Source organism: Flavobacterium sp. Root901 (assembly GCF_001429765.1).
Taxonomy (GTDB): domain Bacteria; phylum Bacteroidota; class Bacteroidia; order Flavobacteriales; family Flavobacteriaceae; genus Flavobacterium.
This window is the reverse complement of the sequence record NZ_LMJB01000005.1, coordinates 1,011,878-1,028,245: the sequence shown is the minus strand read 5'-3', so window position 1 is coordinate 1,028,245 and position 16,368 is coordinate 1,011,878. Positions and strand designations below refer to the sequence as shown.

The 16,368-nt window shown below is 36.6% G+C and carries 9 protein-coding genes; 1 reads left to right on the top strand and 8 read right to left on the bottom strand.

Annotated features, from left to right (window positions below; genetic code table 11):
• Positions 1 to 42: 42 nt before the first annotated feature.
• Positions 43 to 399, bottom strand: coding sequence for a hypothetical protein (locus tag ASE21_RS08120; protein WP_057122096.1), 357 nt, complete (start codon positions 397 to 399; stop codon positions 43 to 45).
• A 248-nt stretch (positions 400 to 647) separates the two neighbouring features.
• Between ASE21_RS08120 and ASE21_RS08115 the strand changes: the two genes are divergently transcribed.
• Entirely contained in the window at positions 648 to 1,196 is a 549-nt protein-coding gene (locus ASE21_RS08115; RefSeq protein ID WP_057122095.1) for a CvpA family protein, read from the top strand.
• A gap of 136 nt (positions 1,197 to 1,332) precedes the next feature.
• On the opposite strand, the gene ASE21_RS08110 is transcribed toward ASE21_RS08115, so the two are convergent.
• The 7 genes from ASE21_RS08110 to ASE21_RS08080 all read right to left on the bottom strand — a co-directional run bounded on the left by ASE21_RS08110 (position 1,333) and on the right by ASE21_RS08080 (position 16,295).
• Positions 1,333 to 3,738, bottom strand: a complete 2,406-nt coding sequence (locus ASE21_RS08110) for a glycosyl hydrolase family 95 catalytic domain-containing protein (RefSeq protein ID WP_057122365.1) — start codon at positions 3,736 to 3,738, stop codon at positions 1,333 to 1,335.
• 155 nt (positions 3,739 to 3,893) lie between these two features.
• Entirely contained in the window at positions 3,894 to 5,843 is a 1,950-nt protein-coding gene (locus tag ASE21_RS08105; RefSeq protein ID WP_057122094.1) for a sialate O-acetylesterase, read from the bottom strand.
• A gap of 112 nt (positions 5,844 to 5,955) precedes the next feature.
• Entirely contained in the window at positions 5,956 to 7,458 is a 1,503-nt protein-coding gene (locus ASE21_RS08100; protein WP_082603450.1) for a cellulase family glycosylhydrolase, read from the bottom strand.
• Between the two features lies 1 nt (position 7,459).
• Positions 7,460 to 9,694, bottom strand: a complete 2,235-nt coding sequence (locus ASE21_RS08095; RefSeq protein WP_057122093.1) for a glycoside hydrolase family 3 C-terminal domain-containing protein — start codon at positions 9,692 to 9,694, stop codon at positions 7,460 to 7,462.
• Between the two features lie 38 nt (positions 9,695 to 9,732).
• Positions 9,733 to 11,289 (bottom strand): GH39 family glycosyl hydrolase, encoded by a 1,557-nt coding sequence (locus tag ASE21_RS08090; protein WP_057122092.1) that lies wholly within the window; start codon positions 11,287 to 11,289, stop codon positions 9,733 to 9,735.
• Between the two features lie 226 nt (positions 11,290 to 11,515).
• Complete coding sequence (locus ASE21_RS08085) at positions 11,516 to 13,522, bottom strand: glycoside hydrolase family 97 protein (RefSeq protein ID WP_057122363.1); 2,007 nt, start codon at positions 13,520 to 13,522, stop codon at positions 11,516 to 11,518.
• A gap of 373 nt (positions 13,523 to 13,895) precedes the next feature.
• Positions 13,896 to 16,295, bottom strand: a complete 2,400-nt coding sequence (locus tag ASE21_RS08080; protein WP_057122091.1) for an alpha-xylosidase — start codon at positions 16,293 to 16,295, stop codon at positions 13,896 to 13,898.
• Positions 16,296 to 16,368 lie beyond the last annotated feature (73 nt).

Here is a 16,368-nt window from a genome sequence, read left to right as displayed (position 1 = left end):
CATAAAAACTAAAAAGTGTGACTCTGACTGCAATTAAAAAAACTACTCAATAAGTTTTCTTTCTAAAAAATAATTTACAATGGCTTCTTTCATTAAAACCGATTGCTCTCCTGCTTTTAACGGCGGTAATTCTTCTTTTATTTTATAATGCGGCCAGCCTTCGCTGTCAAAAAAGTCAAATTCATAATACCCGTAAGGTTCCAATAACCTGCAGATGGCAATATGCATTAAATTTAATTTTTCATCTTTTTTAAACTGACGGTGCACTTTTCCGAGTTCCTGAACTCCAATTAGGTAAATTATAGCATCCAAATCTAAATCTTCGCCTTGCGAAAACTGATTTGAAAGTATATCGACGAGCTTTTCCCATCGCTCTTTTAGTTGTATATCTCTGGACATTTTAATTTATGATTTTTGATAGTAGATTTTAGATTGCTGATTTTAAAAAATTAATTCTGAAGTAGGCAGAATTGCAATCTAACTCTAAAATTTGATTTGCAAAGATACATAGTTCAAATTCATTGCGCTTAAAAAAATTAAATACATAAAATAAATCAGGATTAAAAAACCTCTGAACCTTTGCAGCTCTAACCGATGAACCTTAAAAAAACTATATCTTTGCGCCTCATTAAACACCAAACCAAAACATGAGTTTTTTTGACATACTTGTTACCGCACTGTTAGTTTATAGTTTATATAAAGGAATTAAAAACGGCCTTTTTGTAGAGGTTGCTTCTTTTATTTCACTGCTGTTAGGAATTTATCTGGCAATTAAATTTTCTTCTTTCATGAAAGAAATAATAGGAAAACATGTTTCGTGGAATCCAAATACGATTCAGGTAACTGCTTTTATTTTAACTTTTATTCTGGTAGTAATTGGTGTTTATTTTCTTGCGAAAATTTTAACCGGAATCGCAGATTTGGCCTTTTTAGGATGGGCAAATAAACTAGGCGGCGGTTTTTTCAGAGTTTTAAAATCGATTCTTATTTTAAGCATTTTTATTGCTTTGTTCGAAAAAATAAATTTCGATAATACTTTAGCTAAAAAAGAAACTTTAGATCAATCTATTTTTTATAATCCGATTAAGAAAGTTGCAGCTTTTGTTTATCCTTCTATTGAAAAATGGTACGAAAACTTTAAAGAAAAAGAAGCTGAGAAATCAGAAGAAAAAGAAAAACCCGCAGAAAAAGAATAATTCGCATAGTAAACCCGACAGATTTTTTAAACCTGTCGGGTTTACTATAAAGTTCGTCAGGTTGAGTGAAGTCGAAGTCCTATAGGTAAACGAGCCTTCGACTTCGCTCAGGATGAGATTCATTTTCAAAATAAACTTAGAATTTCACCTCTAAATTCTCTCCTTTTTTCAAAACAATCTCCTGTTTTTTATCGCCGAAAATCAGAGTTGTTTTTCCTCCAGTTTTAGAAGAAATAATTACTTTTTGCGGTTTTTTATTACTCCAGTTCATTTCAATATCAAACCCGCCTCTGGCACAAATTCCTTTTACAGAACCTTCTTCCCAGGCGTCTGGTAAAGCCGGCAGTAACCGTATTTCGTTTTCGTCTGACTGAACAAGTATTTCTGCAACAGCTGCCGCGCCTCCAAAATTACCATCAATTTGAAATGGCGGGTGCGCATCGAATAAATTCGGATAAGTTCCCCCGCCTCTTCTTGGCTGTTCTGTTTTCTTTCCGTCCGGATCAACATAACGAAGGAGTTCACGAAACATTTTATAAGCACGATTTCCGTCCCAAAGTCTTGCCCAGAGATTAATTCTCCAGCCTTTTGACCAGCCCGTTGTTTCGTCACCTTTTATTTCCAAAGTTTGTTTCGCTGCATTTGCCAAATCGGGCGTTTTTGACGGCGTAATATGATTGCCAGGAAAAAGCCCGAATAATTGTGATTGATGCCGATGTTTCGGATCATTATCATCCCAATCAAAATACCATTCCTGCAAATTGCCCTTTTTTCCGATTTGATACGGATGAAGTTTTGAAAGTGCTGTTTCTAATTTTGTTCGGAACGCAGTATCAATATTTAAAACTTTTGACGCTTTTATCGTTTTATCAAAACATTCGCGAATCATCGCCAGATCAGCAGTTCCGCCATAGAATGTCGCGCCGACAAAACCATCGGATAATTTGTATTGGTTTTCCGGAGAAGTTGATGGTGACGTGATGAAGTTTCCATTTTTATCTGTTACCATCCAGCCAAGGCAAAATTCGGCTGCACCTTTCATCAACGGATACCCTTCTTTTTTTAAATAGGTTAAATCCTTAGTAAAAATATAATGTTCCCAAATATGTGTGCTCAGCCATGCTCCCGCCATTGGCCAGCAGGCCCACATTGGATCTTCTTTTCCAAATTGACCAACGGGATTGGTCATTGCCCAAATATCAGAATTGTGTGCTGCAGCCCAGCCTTCGTTTACGCCATAAAAAGTCTTTGCTGTTATTTTTCCGGTTATCGAAAGATTTTTTATAAAACTCAAAAGCGGCAGATGCATTTCTGAAAGATTGGTGTTTTCTGCCAGCCAGTAATTTTCTTCCAGGTTGATATTCATGGTATAATTACTGCTCCAGGGCGGATTCAAATACGGATTCCAAATTCCTTGTAAATTCGCCGGAACGCCCAAAGTTCTGGATGAACTGATTAATAAATAACGTCCGTAATTAAAATAAAGAATTTCCAGGTTTTTATCTTCTTTTCCGTCGGCGTACCGTAGTAAACGTTCGTTTGTTGGTAAATCCGGTGCTGTTGTTTTTCCTAAATCTAAAGTGACGCGATTGTAGAATTTTTGATAATCGGCAATGTGATTTTCTTTTAATTTATCGAAAGGTTTTACTAATGTCTTATTCAGGTTTTGCAGTGCAATTGCTACATCGTCCGGGCCTTCATTTGCAGGATTTTTGTCAAAACCATTAAAACTTGTCGCGGTCGAAATATAAATAACTGCTTCTGTCGCATCTTTTAGAGTTAAAGATTCTCTGGAACTTGTAATTTTTCCATCGGTTTTTTTGATTTGAACTAACGCTGTAAATTTTGTTCCTCTTTCCTGTATGTTTAAATATTTTGGAGAAACGGTATATCCTGCATTTTCATGGATGGGTGAAGAACCGGTCATGACCAAAATATTATTTCTTACAGAAACCTCAGATTTTAAAAGGCTTTTTAAATTAATATCAAAGTTTAAAGCTCCTTTTTGATCGGCTGTGAGTTTGATTACCATAATTTGATCCGGTGCCGACACAAAATATTCGCGGGTGTATTTTATACCGGCCATTTCATAACTTACTTTTGACACGGCGTTCGAAATATCAAGTTCTCTGTGATAATTTACTGCTTTTCCTTTTTCAGAATTATTGATTTCCAAAGTTCCTAAAGGCGCATACGATTCGGAGTTTTTTCCCTGGATTTTCTTGTTTAATTCTTCGGCCAGTTTGTAGTTTTCATTTTTTAATGCTTCTCTAACTGCAGGGATATTTTTATAAGCTTCGGGACTCATATTGGCATTTACAGGTTCTCCTGACCAAAGCGTAATATCATTTAGATAAATTTTATCTGCGTTTGCACCGCCAAATACCGTCGCGCCCATTTTTCCATTTCCTAAAACCAAACTTTCCTCAAAAAATTCGGCGGGTTTGTTGTACCATAAAACATTTTTCGATTGTGCCGAAATGTTTGTACCATAAGATGTGAAAAGTAAAACGAAAAATGTTTTTATGAGGTTTGAATTCATAGGTGGTTGTTTTGGTTTCATTCGGTGTTTTTGCGTGAGGGATAGAAGCAGGCTACCAAAGTAGCGCGGATAGCCCGACCCCGTTGCGTTGAGAGGGCGAATACGTACAAAGTATGTTTGCCCTCTCAACGCAACGGGGTCACGCCCAGATAATTTTATTTACTTACTTTATAAATTTCATTTTCTGTTATCATTTCCCAATTATCAGTTCTGAACGGTGATGCCGGAAATTTTTCTTTATTAAAAAGATTAATTTCCGTATCATCATCTGCCCAGCCATAATGAACAGCAAGCGGATTTTGAACCTGATCGCTTGATACAATTATTTTATCGCCTTTAATAATCGCTTTCGCGGAATGAAAAACTTTGTCTGCTCCGGCGATTTCAAAACCTTTTAGATCATCTGAATTGCCTGAAGCTGTTAAACCTGAACCAATATTGTCGAAAGTTAAAATGATTTGATTTCCTTTTATTTCCTGCGATTTGTAAGTTGGTCCGCTGTAAACCTGTTTTTTTCCATAAATATTATTCAGGGCAATTGCGGCCAAACGCAAACCAATATCTTGTTTATTGGTTGGGTGAATGTCTTTTGCATTTCCAATATCTGTCGTAACCGCCATTCCTGTATGGGGCAGTTTTAATGTTTCAGATTGTGCTTCGCGAAGTTCTGCCCAGCGGCTTCCCACTTTACTGTTTCCGTTGAATTCGTTAAAAGTTGATAACTGAACAAAGTAAAAAGGAAAATCTCCTTGTTTAAATTTTGTTCGCCAGTCTGTTATCATTAAAGGAAACGCTTTTTTGTACTGATTCGCTCTCCAGACATTGGCTTCTCCCTGATACCATAAAACACCCTGAATCGCATACGGTACCAGCGGATTTACCATCGCATTGTACAACAACGACGGATAACTGTTTGGTGACAAAGATGTTTTTACAGTAATAACTTTGAATTTCCATTTTCCGTCAAGCGGAATATTTTTACTTCCGAGAGCTAATTTTAAATCGGCTGCGTCTCCGTAGATTCCGCCGCCGCCGCCATTGTCGACGATTCTAACTGCAATTACATTTTTTCCTTCTTTTAAAATGCCTGAAGGTATTTCATAAACACGTTTTAAATCGTACTGAGTGTTTTTGCCTACTTCAATTCCGTTTACATACGTAAGGTCTTCATCGTCAATTTTTGAAAGATAAAGTGTTGCTTTGTTTTTAAGATCTTCTGCAGAAAGTGTAATCGTTTTTCTCATCCAAACCACGCCGTCTAAATCACCTAAAGGCTGATTTTCCCATAAACTTGGTGTATTTAATTCTCCCCAGCCAGCATCATTAAATGAGAAATCTTTAAAAGTATTTTCATTTTCTGTACTTACCGGAGTTCCCTGAATTTTTTCGACTCTTTCTTTCATATTTTTGGCGTACAATTTCGAGATCGAATCTACATTTAGCGAAGGAACATCCGCAATCATACTTTTAAAGTCAGCACTTTTTTGAAATGCTTCGCGGCTTGTCCAGGTTTCAACGTTGGTTCCGCCCCAGGAAGTATTAATTATCCCGATTGGAATTTTTAATTCTGCATATAATTTTCTCGCGAAATAATAGCCAACTGCTGTAAAATTGCCTACAGTTTCTTTATTTGCCATTTCCCATTTTCCGGCTTTTAAATCGTCCTTTGGTTTTCCGCTTAAATCCTGTGCAACTCCAAAATGACGAATCATAGGATAATTTGAATCTGCAATTTCTTTTTCGGCATTGATGGTTTTAAAAACCTGAAATTCCATATTCGATTGTCCGCTGCAAATCCATACTTCACCAACCAAAACATTTTTGATCGTAATTTTATTTTTTCCGATGATTATTAATTCGAAAGGTCCGCCGGCTTTTTCAGAATTAAGGTTTAAAGTCCATTTTCCGTTTTTATCTGCGGTTGTTTTTTGTATTTGTTTGTTAAAATGAACTTCTATTTTTTCATTTGCATCGGCAAAACCCCAAATTGGAATTGCTTTATTACGCTGCAGCACCATTCCGTCAGAAAACAGCAGCGGCATTTTGACATTTGCATTAGCTATCACACTTAATACCAACAAAATAAAAACAATCAACTTTTTCATTTTTTATAAATTTAAATGTTTAAACTATACAAGTGATATAAGAAAAATTAAGCAAATGAAAATCAAAAACTTAAAAAATCTTATATCACTTATACAGTTTTTTAAAAAAACTTTACTGTAATCCTTCTTTTAAACCCGTTAAAGCCTGAGTATCAAAAACAGTATTGTCGCTTCTTTTAAAAATTCCAAAACCATTGTTTCCAATGCTTCCCTCATCCCAATAAAAAGGCAACAATCCATTTGCCCGGGCTGTTTTTACAACCGTTTTTAAATAATAAGCTCTCGAAGCCAAATGTAAAGTTAACGCATCTCCGGTTAAAGTCGTTCTTCTAATGGCACCAAATTCTCCTAACAAAACCGGAATTCCTTTATCTACAAACTGCGTTTTCATTAATTTGAAATTTTTCTCCAGATCGGCTTCTTCGCCATAAGCAGCATTTCGTTCTATATCTGTTGTCGAGTGATAATTTGCTCCCCAGTAATAGAACATTTTCCCCCAGGTTTCATCTTTGGTTAATCCGCCAAAATTCCACGGAGCATAATAATGAACCTCAACCATCATTCTGCCTGTTGCAGTATCTGTTGGCAGAGTCGTCATTAATTTGTTTGTTTTTTCAATATCTGTTGTTGGCCCCTGAACAACTAAAGTACGATAAGCATTTTTTCCTCCCGTAGAACGAACGGCGTTAATAAAAGTTTGATGATACGATGTTAAAACTGCCATTTGTGCTGCATCTTCAACCGCTGGTTCGTTGGCACTTGCAAAAAGTAAATGTTCATCAAACCCGCGTAAATGTGTTGCGATTTGTTCCCAAAAGGCTTTTTGTTTGGCGTTGTTTTCTACTTTTTTGGCTTCGGTAATATTATTTTCCAGCCAGCCGCCGTCCCAGTGAATATTAACCACAACATACATATCATTGTCTACACAATACTGCACCACTTCTTTTACTCTGTCCAGCCATTCTGTTTTGATTTGTGCCGTTGCCGCATTTGCCATATTTTGATTCCACGAACATGGAATTCTTATCGCATTAAATCCATTTGCTTTTACAGCATCGATTAGTGCTTTGGTCACTTTTGGATTTCCCCATGCAGTTTCACCGCCAGTTGCTTCTAAAGTATTCCCTATATTCCAGCCTAATTTTATTTTTGATGCCAATTGAGCCGCTGTACTTCCCATTCCGGATGCATCGGCCGGGACTGGGTTTGTATTGTAACTCGGATATAAATTTGTAACTGACCCTGCAGCCTGATTAACTGTAATTTGTACAGACGAAGTTTCGCCTGAACTAATTGTAATTATAGCAGTTCTTGTTTCTGTACTTGTATTTTCTGCTGCTGTTATCTTAACGGTAACAGTTCCCGAAGTTCCTCCCGCCTGACTTAACTGAATCCAGTTTGCATTTGAGTTACTGATGCTCCATGCCGTAACATTTGACGTAATTTTTACGTTTGCTTCGCTGCCTTTGCTTACAAAATCAATTTTATTTGTATCGACTGTCAGCATTTTTACTGCTGCTTTTTCCTCTTCTTTATCTGAACTGCAAGCCCAAAGACTTAAAAATGAAAAGCATAAAAGGGTACTTAAAAAATAAGTTTTAACGATTTTTTTCATCTTATTTAATTGTTACAGCAATTTTGAATTTTAAATCTCTTGAAGAATTCCCCACTTTCAATTCATATTTTCCCGGCTCAACTGTCCATTTTTTGGCCGTAACATTATAATAAGCCAATTCTTTTACAGGAACTTTTATCGTAACGGTTTGAGAAGCTCCGGCTTTTACAAAAACTTTTGCAAATCCTTTTAATTCCTGCGCTGCTCGTGTCACTTTAGAATCTGATTTTGAAGTGTATAACTGAACAACTTCTTTTCCGTCAGTTTTTCCTGTGTTTTTTACTTCAACAGAAACTGAGATCGTTTCATTTGCTGAATAAGAAGTTTTATCTGTTTTAGGATTTCCAAAAGCAAAAGTAGTATATGATAATCCGTAACCAAAAGGATACAAAGGCGCAACGTTTTTTGTATCAAACCAGCGGTAGCCTATCAAAATTCCTTCGGCATAATTTACTGTTTTTCCTCCGGGGAAACTGTTTGTGGCGTGTGCAGGAGAATCCATAATCGCTTTAGGTATTGTCCAGGGTAATTTTCCCGACGGATTTACTTTTCCTAATAATACATCTGCTAAAGCATTTCCTCCTTCAGAACCGTTAAACCAAGACCAAACTACGGCTTGAGATTTTTTGCTGATATTTTCAATTTCAAAAGGTGCTCCGGCAACAAAAACTACAATTGTTTTTGGATTAACAGCCAATACTTTCTGAATCAGTTCTTCCTGCCCAAATGGTAATTTTAAGTTTCTGCGGTCAGATGCTTCTGTTTCGTAATCGCGGTTGGAACCTGCAAAAATAATCGCGATATCAGATTTTTTAGCAGCATCAACTGCTTCCTGAACTTTTACCGGATCAAGCGCATCAATTGTTACCGGACCGTTTGAAGTAATGTTTCCTAAATTTCCTTTATTTCTTTCATCATAACGCTCTAGGTAACCTTCAGCATAATTGATTTTTATGGATGATGGAAGTCTGTTTTTTAAACCTTCAAGCGGCGTAATTTCTCTTTTTGTTTTTACTCCGGCACCAAAACCGCCAAGAGCATTTTTCTTTACTGCATTATTTCCAATTACGGCAATCGATTTAACTCCGTCTAATTTTAACGGAAGTGCATTATTTTCATTTTTCAATAAAACAATTGCTTCTGCAGCTATTTTATAAGCATCCTGATAATGTGCTTCGGTTGCGATGCTTCCTTTTGCACGTTCGCCGCCGCCCATAGCTTTTACCTGAAATAAAACCCTTAAAATACGTTTTACATGCAAATCAATTTCTTTTTCTGAAACTTCACCAGATTTAACCGCGGCGATCAATTTGTCTGCCAAGAAAAATTCATTGAAAGGTTTTGGTGTTCCCATTTCAATATCCAATCCGCTTTTAAGTGTTTTTGCTGTTGAATGTACCGCTGCCCAGTCTGAAACGACAATACCTTTAAATCCCCATTCGTCACGCAGGATTTTATTGAGCATATAATCGTTCTCGCATAAATATTCTCCTCTGAATTTATTATATGCGCCCATTATACTGTACGCTTTTGCTTCTTTTACCGAAGCTTCAAAAGCCGGAAGATAAATTTCACGAAGCGTACGTTCGTCAATTTGTACGTCGACAAAATCACGATTGGTTTCCTGATTGTTTGCCGCATAATGTTTTACACACGCCATTACATCTTTTTCCTGTAAACCGACGATTAAAGGAACTGCGATTTTTTTATTCAAAAAAGGATCTTCAGACATATATTCGTAAGTTCTTCCTCCAAGCGGCGTTCTTACCATATTGATTGCCGGCGAAAGCAGCATGTCTTTATCTCTTGCACGTAATTCTTCTCCTAAACTGGTTCCAAAAGTATGGGCCATTTCTGCATTCCATGTTGCGGCCAAAGCTCCTCCCGCCGGATAATAGGTTGCAAAATCGTTTGTCCATCCTGCCGGAGCCCAATTGTCACGGGATATTTCTTCACGAACTCCAAGAGGACCGTCTGCCATTTTTAATTCCGGAATTCCTAAACGTTTTACACCTGAATTGGCAAACATACTGTTTCCGTGCAGCATTCCTATTTTTTCCTCAAGTGTCATTTGAGAAATTAATTTATCTATTTCGGCATCATGTTCTGAACCGATTTCTTTTCCCTGATATTCTTTTTGAGCTGATTCAGAATCTGAATTCTGTACTTCATTTTTGCACGATACAAACAGCATCACTGCCAATGCTGCCGAGAAGTAAATAAATTTATTTTTCATTGATTGTGGTTTTTTTTAGGTTTTAGATTATAGTTAGTTTACTGTTTCACAAATCTAAACATATAAACGTCATTTTCGTTAATGGCAATTTCTCTGTTGAATGTTCCTTTTGCATCGATTTTTATTTTTTCTGTTGAAAGAAGACAATCGTTATTTTTTTCTTTGAGCAATTTTACTTGTTCCTTACTCAGTTGTTTTGGGCTGTTCATAGCCAGATAATCGGCATAAACATCATGTACTTTATAACCCACTTTGTAGATTTCTAAATTGTATTTTCCTTTTGCTAAATTGTCTAATTCAATTTTAATACTGCCTTTTTGTTTCGATGGTAAATCCTGAACATAATACGTTTGATTTAAAACTTTCTCGCCCGGATGTGTGTTGGTAAAATCCCAAAACAAAAGTTGTATGTCGCCTTTTTCATTTTTGCCTGCCCATGAAGATTTGTCTGTGTTTTGAAGTTCAGTTTCTCCTAATTTATTCATTAAATAATAAGAGAAATAAGCCGGTTTTTTAATTCCCTGTGTATTCAATAATCCAAAACCACCGTGAAAGGGTGTAAATCTTGGACCTGCTTCTTCAAAAATATCCGTAAAAACCCAATACGACATTGAGTTTGCTGCATTTCCAACTTGTTTTATTTTCTGCAAAATATACGCTGCCGAATGGTAACTGTCGTGAATTGGATCTGCCGGAGTGTAAGACGAACTCCATTCTGTATAATGCAATTTAAGATTTGGCATAGCTGAATTTGAAATCTGCTTACGCGAATTAGTGACGTCTCCGCTGATACTATTCTGGTCTTGGCTCAAAACAGTTCCGGAAGTTCCGAATTCGTCCAAATAACCTTGATTTACGCCATAAGTATGTGTCGAAATAAAATCTAAAGGAACATTATTTTTAGTACAAAAATCAATTGTTTCGGGAACCCAGCCTGCTCCTGCTGTTGCCGGCCCGCCAACTTTATATTCTTTGTTTACGCTTTTTACACCTCGAGCTGCATACTCATACAGTTTAAAATAATCGGCTTGTGTACCTGTCCAGAATCCCGGTGATAAATTCGGTTCATTCCAAACTTCAAAATACCAGGTTTTTACTTCTTCTGCTCCATAACGTTCTGTAAAATGCTGTGTCAGGTTTTTAATTAAATCTTCCCATTTTTTATAATCTTTAGGAGGCGTGACATTTCCTCTCCACCAGAAAATAGTTTCTTTTCCGCTTGCCAAAGCTTCCGGCATAAAACCTAATTCTACAAATGGCTTCATTTTTAAACTTACAATATAATCAAACAAAACATCGACATATTGATAATTGTATTCGGGATTTCCTTTTCGGTCTTCACGATAAACAGCCATGTCATCGGTTAGTAAACCATGCATTCTGATATATTTGAAATCGCATTCTTTTTTGACCAATGCCAGTTGCTGCTGCCAGTCAGCACGCAAACCTTCATTTGCTCTTCCCGCACCGATGCATTCTTTGAACATTGTGTTCATTTTTCCGGCTTCTTTATTGAAATCGACTTTTATTGTTCGGCTTTGGCCAAATAAATGGACTGAACTGATTAAAATTGCTGTTATTAAAAGTTTTTTCATTTGAGAATAGTTTTATTTTTTTTGCCACAGATTAAAAGGATTTTTCTTTTCTTTTTTCTCTCGCAGATTTAGCAGATGATGCAGATTTAAATCTGCGAGAACATAAAAATTTATTTAATCATTTTAATCTGTGGCTAAATATTTATTGCCTAAATATTATGTTAGACGCACTGCAGTGCGTCTCTATGGTCAAACGCGTAGTAATTTCTAACATTTAACCTTTAACTTATAACTTCTTAAATCTAATAGCTGTTCCGCCAGCTCCGCCTAAATGCAATTTTAGAGAATCTGATGCTTTTACTGTTTTTTTAGAAATGGCTACTGCTTCCGGATTATGATTTTGGTCTGTTCCTTCGGCATCAGCGTAAATCTGGGCTTCGTATGCTGCATTTGAATCTAAGAAAGAAAGCGAAATTTCAAGTTCTCTTGGGTTTTCATTTGTGATACTTCCTAAAAACCAATCGGCACTGTTTCTGTCTTTACGGACTGTTGTAATGTATTGTCCGATTTCGCCATTCAATACTTTTGTATCTTCCCAATCTGTCGGAACGTCTTTTAAGAATTGCAGTGCTGGTTTTCCTTCGTAGTTTTCAGGAAGATCGGCAAGCATTTGAATTGGAGAATAAGTCGTTACATATATGGCTAATTGCTGACCAACTGTTCCCTGAATTCTTTTTCCCGGATAACCTTGTTTTACCTCAACATCAAAAATTCCAGGCGTAAAGTCCATTGGTCCCGAAAGTAATCTTGTAAATGGAATTATACTTAAATGATTCGGCGGATTTCCTTCGCTCCACGCATTGTATTCCTGTCCTCTCGCTGCTTCTCTCGAAACCATGTTTGGATATGTTCTTCGTTCTCCGGTATCTTTTATAGACTCATGGTATAAAACGGCAAGATCGTATTGTGCCGCTTTTTCTAAAATGTATCTGAAATAGTTTACTCCAAACTGTCCAAAATGCATTTGTTTCATATTTAGCTTAGAACCAACGTGGCCAATTTTTACGGTATGAATTCCGAGTTTTTTGTATAAGGCAAAACCTTCATCAACTTGTTTTAAATAGTTGATCAGGTTGGACCCTGTTTCGTGATAACCAATTAATTCGATGTTCTTTTTCTTTCCATACTCAACTACTTTTTCTAAATCGAAGTTGTCTGCATTTTGGGTAAAACTAAACATGTGCATGCGGTTTTCATACCAGCCCGGCGTCCAGCCTTTGTTCCAGCCTTCGATCAACAAATGATGAAAACCTTCTTTTGCCGTAAAATCAATATATTCTTCAGCATGTTTTGTAGTTGCGCCTTGTTTGTCGCTTTCCCAAAAAGTATATTTTCCAATGTGCATTCCCCACCAGATTCCTAAATATTTGTAGGGTTTGAAATAGCTGTTTGTATTTTTTAATTTGTTTGGTTCATTCAGGTTTAAAATCAAATAAGAGGTAATTAAGTCTGTTGGTTTTTCTCCTATCTGAATAGTTCTCCAGGAAGAAGTAAACGAATCTTTTACACGAACTTTAACACCGTCTGCCCAAGGCACAAGATCTGATTTTAACTGGGTTCCGGTTGTATTAACCAAAGTCATACTTGCAAAATCAATTAGATTGGCCTCATGAAAACTTATCGCCAATCCGCTTTTGCTTTCTATTGTCAACGGAGTTAAAACGGTGTCCAGCTTACTTACTGGAGCATCTTTGAATAAATATTCGTCACGGTTTTCTCTGTTTGCCGGAATCCACCATGCTTTTCCGTCTTCTTTTAGGTTGAAAGTCGTTTTTTCATCCATAATGAAGATACTGTCTTTTACATTTTGCTTTGGATAAACATATCGAAAAGCAACTCCGTCATCAAAAGCTCTGAACTGTATTTGAAGTTTACGTTTGTTTCCTGTTTTTTGCTCTAAATCGACTACTAACTGATTGTAGTGATTTCTAATATTTTTCTTTTCTCCCCAAACCTGTTCCCAGGTTTCATCAAATGAAATGTTTTTGACATTTTTGATTTCAAAATTGGCACTTAAATCTTCATTTCCTTTCAATACAAATCCCATATCAGACGGCGTAATTACTTCGGTTTTTCCGTGCGAAACGGCATATTTTGGAGCATTTTTTACCAATTCGAATTTTATTTTATTCAGACCATTTGGTGAAGCTAATTCGTAGGCATTTTTATTTTTCTGGCTGTATCCAATCGCAATTGAAAGTAACAAAGCAGGGAGAACTAGATTTTTTTTCATGATATTTTCTTTATTCATTTTTAATAAATCGGGTGTTGTAAAAGCTTCACCCGATTTAAAAACTCAACAAAAACTTATTTTTAATACTGTATTATTTTTTTAAACACATAGAAACATAGTTTTTATATCCTTATAAAAGGCGTTTCACTTGTTTAAACAAACATAGCTGAATTTGAATATTATAATTTTCACTTATCTCGTAGAGATTTTATATCGGTAGAAAAAAGAATCCCTGTTTATTTGTCCCGTCAGGGACTATATGTTTCCAATTTGTTTAGTCCCTGGTGGGACAAAATCAGAATGTGTGATATTTATCTTTTCTACCGATGTAAAATCCCTACGGGATAAAAATGATCAGCAGGTTTTTAATTCTTTATTTAGCCCATTCTGTTTTAAAAGTGGTTTTTCCGTTTAACGGATTTGCTGTTATGTCAAAATTGTTTCCGTTTTTTGTCACTTTTATTTCTTGTAAAGCATCACCGTCTGGCAGATAAACTTTAGCGGAAGCGGCTGTTGTTTTATCACTCGCAAATACTTTTAATGTCAATTTGCTCCAATCCATGTCTTTTGTAGACTGCGCTAAACCAATATGAGGAATTGCTGTTCCGTCTTTTATCAAAACAACAATTGGCACATCACCTGCTTTAATTTTATGCCAGCCTGACTGGTATACTTTTTTAGTTTGGTAATCAATCCATGTTCCTTCCGGAAGATAAACGTCTCTTTCTTCAACTTCTTCAAAAAGCGGTGCCACCAAAATACTTGAACCGAATAAATATTCGTTGTCTACTAACCATGCTCCCGGATCGTTTGGAAATTCTACAAATAAGGCACGCATCATTGGTAAACCTTTTTGAGAACTTTCTTTTGCCTGAGCGTAGATATATGGCATTAATTCGTAACGCATATTATCTGCTTTTCTAAATCCTTCTAAGAAATCTTTGCTGTATAACCAAGGTTCGCGCGGAGGCTCGCCGTGGCTTCTTACATGTGAAGTAAACATTCCGAATGGTGCCCATCTTCTGTATAAATTTTCCGGAGATTTTGTAGCAAATCCTCCTACATCATGGCTCCAGAAACTGAATCCGCTTAATCCTAATGAAAGTCCGCCGCGTAATTCTGCCGACATTGCGCCGTTTGACGTTTCGGCGTCTCCTCCCCAATGCAATGGGTAACGCTGAGATCCTGCCCAAGTACTTCTTGCCCAGATTAAAGTATATCCTTTTTCTTTTTGGGTGATTTCGGCAACAGCTTTATTGTAACGTAACGGATATAAATTGTGCTCGTAAAAACCTGTTCTTCCAGAATGGTAAATTCCGTCCGGCGGTGCGGCTTCTCCAAAATCTACTTTGAAAACAGAAACACCTTCATCAAATAATTTTTTCAATTTTCCCTGATACCAGCTTACAGTTTCCGGATTTGAGAAATCTAAAACCGCATCTTCGTAAGGAAGATTTCCTTTTCTGTCTCTAACTGCCAAATTCTTGTCCATAATTTCAGGAAACAAAGTATTCTTTGGCGTAAAATAAGGCAATTGCCACAGGCATACATGAAATCCCTGATCTTTTAAATCTGACATCATTTTTGAAGCATCGGGAAAACGGGATTTTGCAAACTCGTAATTGTTTCTCCAATCTACATCAAACCAACCTGTATCAAAATGAATTACGTCTGTCGGGATTTTATATTTGCGCAAATCTCTTGCTACGTCTCTTCCTTCTTTTTCTGAAAAATATGTAATCCGGCTCATCCAGAAACCAAATGACCAAAGCGGCGGCATTGCTGCTTTTCCGGTTAAATTCGTGTATTGATCCAGAATGTCTTTTGGTTCTCCGATGAAGAAAAACAAATCGGCTTCGTCATCCCCGATATACATTTCATTGGCGCTTCCAAAATACTTTCCGAAGTCCACTGTAATAGGTGTTGAATGATGCATGAAAACGCCATAACCGCGGCTGCTCATGTAAAACGGAATAGGCTTATACATCGTTTCATTCTGGATTCCGTTTGCATCATCTGTCCATAAAACTACTTTTTGACCACGTTTATTGAATTGAGTGAATGATTCTCCGCAGCCAAATATTTTTTCATCCGGCTCAAGGCTGAAAGCAGCTCCCATGCTTCTTGAATAATCACTGTTTCTGCGAACATACGAGAACGGAAGTGTTGGTGTATAAGAGTTTTTAAAATCGGTATCGTGAAGTGTACTTGTCAGTAATTTACCGTTTTCGTCATAGATTTTTACGTGCCAGGGTTTAGTCAAAATTTCGACTTTTCCATGTTTGCTTGTATAACTGTGACCACCTTCGATTTTAGAATATTTCCATAATTCAGGATGGTTGGGCGCTGTGCCGTCAACCAGCATTAAAGATTCTTTTTGAGGATGGAATTGCGGTCCGGAAGTGGTTTTGATTCTGATTGTTCTGTCAGAAACAAACTGAATTTCGAATGGCAAAACAGGAGATTCTTCATATTCTGTTGTTGGAAATTCGTTTGCTTTTTCCACATCCGGTTTCATCATCATGTTGTTGAAAGCCTGGCGTGTTTTGTAATTGTATCTTAGATATTTTATAGTTCCTTTTCCCGTTGCAGGATCAAAAGTTGCCAGTTCATCGGCAAAATAAAAAGTGTTCAGATAATTCTGAAAATCTTTGCTGATATCTATCGGAGCGTTTAATACATCTGCATTTTGAATTTGTGCCGAGGCATTTGGAACTGTAAGAAGTCCAAAAGCGCAAATCGAAAACAAGGTTTTTAAATGTGATTTTTTCATTAGTTTTTTTTATTTTTTGCCACAGATTAAAAGGATTAGAGAGGATTTTTCTTTTTCTTTTCTCTCGCAGATT

What these genes read in the sequence shown, in the direction of transcription:
- ASE21_RS08120 (WP_057122096.1), bottom strand. Translation starts at nt 399, where the DNA reads ATGTCCAGAGATATACAACTAAAAGAGCGATGGGAAAAGCTCGTCGAT.
- ASE21_RS08115 (WP_057122095.1), top strand. Translation starts at nt 648, where the DNA reads ATGAGTTTTTTTGACATACTTGTTACCGCACTGTTAGTTTATAGTTTA.
- ASE21_RS08110 (WP_057122365.1), bottom strand. Translation starts at nt 3,738, where the DNA reads ATGAATTCAAACCTCATAAAAACATTTTTCGTTTTACTTTTCACATCT.
- ASE21_RS08105 (WP_057122094.1), bottom strand. Translation starts at nt 5,843, where the DNA reads ATGAAAAAGTTGATTGTTTTTATTTTGTTGGTATTAAGTGTGATAGCT.
- ASE21_RS08100 (WP_082603450.1), bottom strand. Translation starts at nt 7,458, where the DNA reads ATGAAAAAAATCGTTAAAACTTATTTTTTAAGTACCCTTTTATGCTTT.
- ASE21_RS08095 (WP_057122093.1), bottom strand. Translation starts at nt 9,694, where the DNA reads ATGAAAAATAAATTTATTTACTTCTCGGCAGCATTGGCAGTGATGCTG.
- ASE21_RS08090 (WP_057122092.1), bottom strand. Translation starts at nt 11,289, where the DNA reads ATGAAAAAACTTTTAATAACAGCAATTTTAATCAGTTCAGTCCATTTA.
- ASE21_RS08085 (WP_057122363.1), bottom strand. Translation starts at nt 13,522, where the DNA reads ATGAAAAAAAATCTAGTTCTCCCTGCTTTGTTACTTTCAATTGCGATT.
- ASE21_RS08080 (WP_057122091.1), bottom strand. Translation starts at nt 16,295, where the DNA reads ATGAAAAAATCACATTTAAAAACCTTGTTTTCGATTTGCGCTTTTGGA.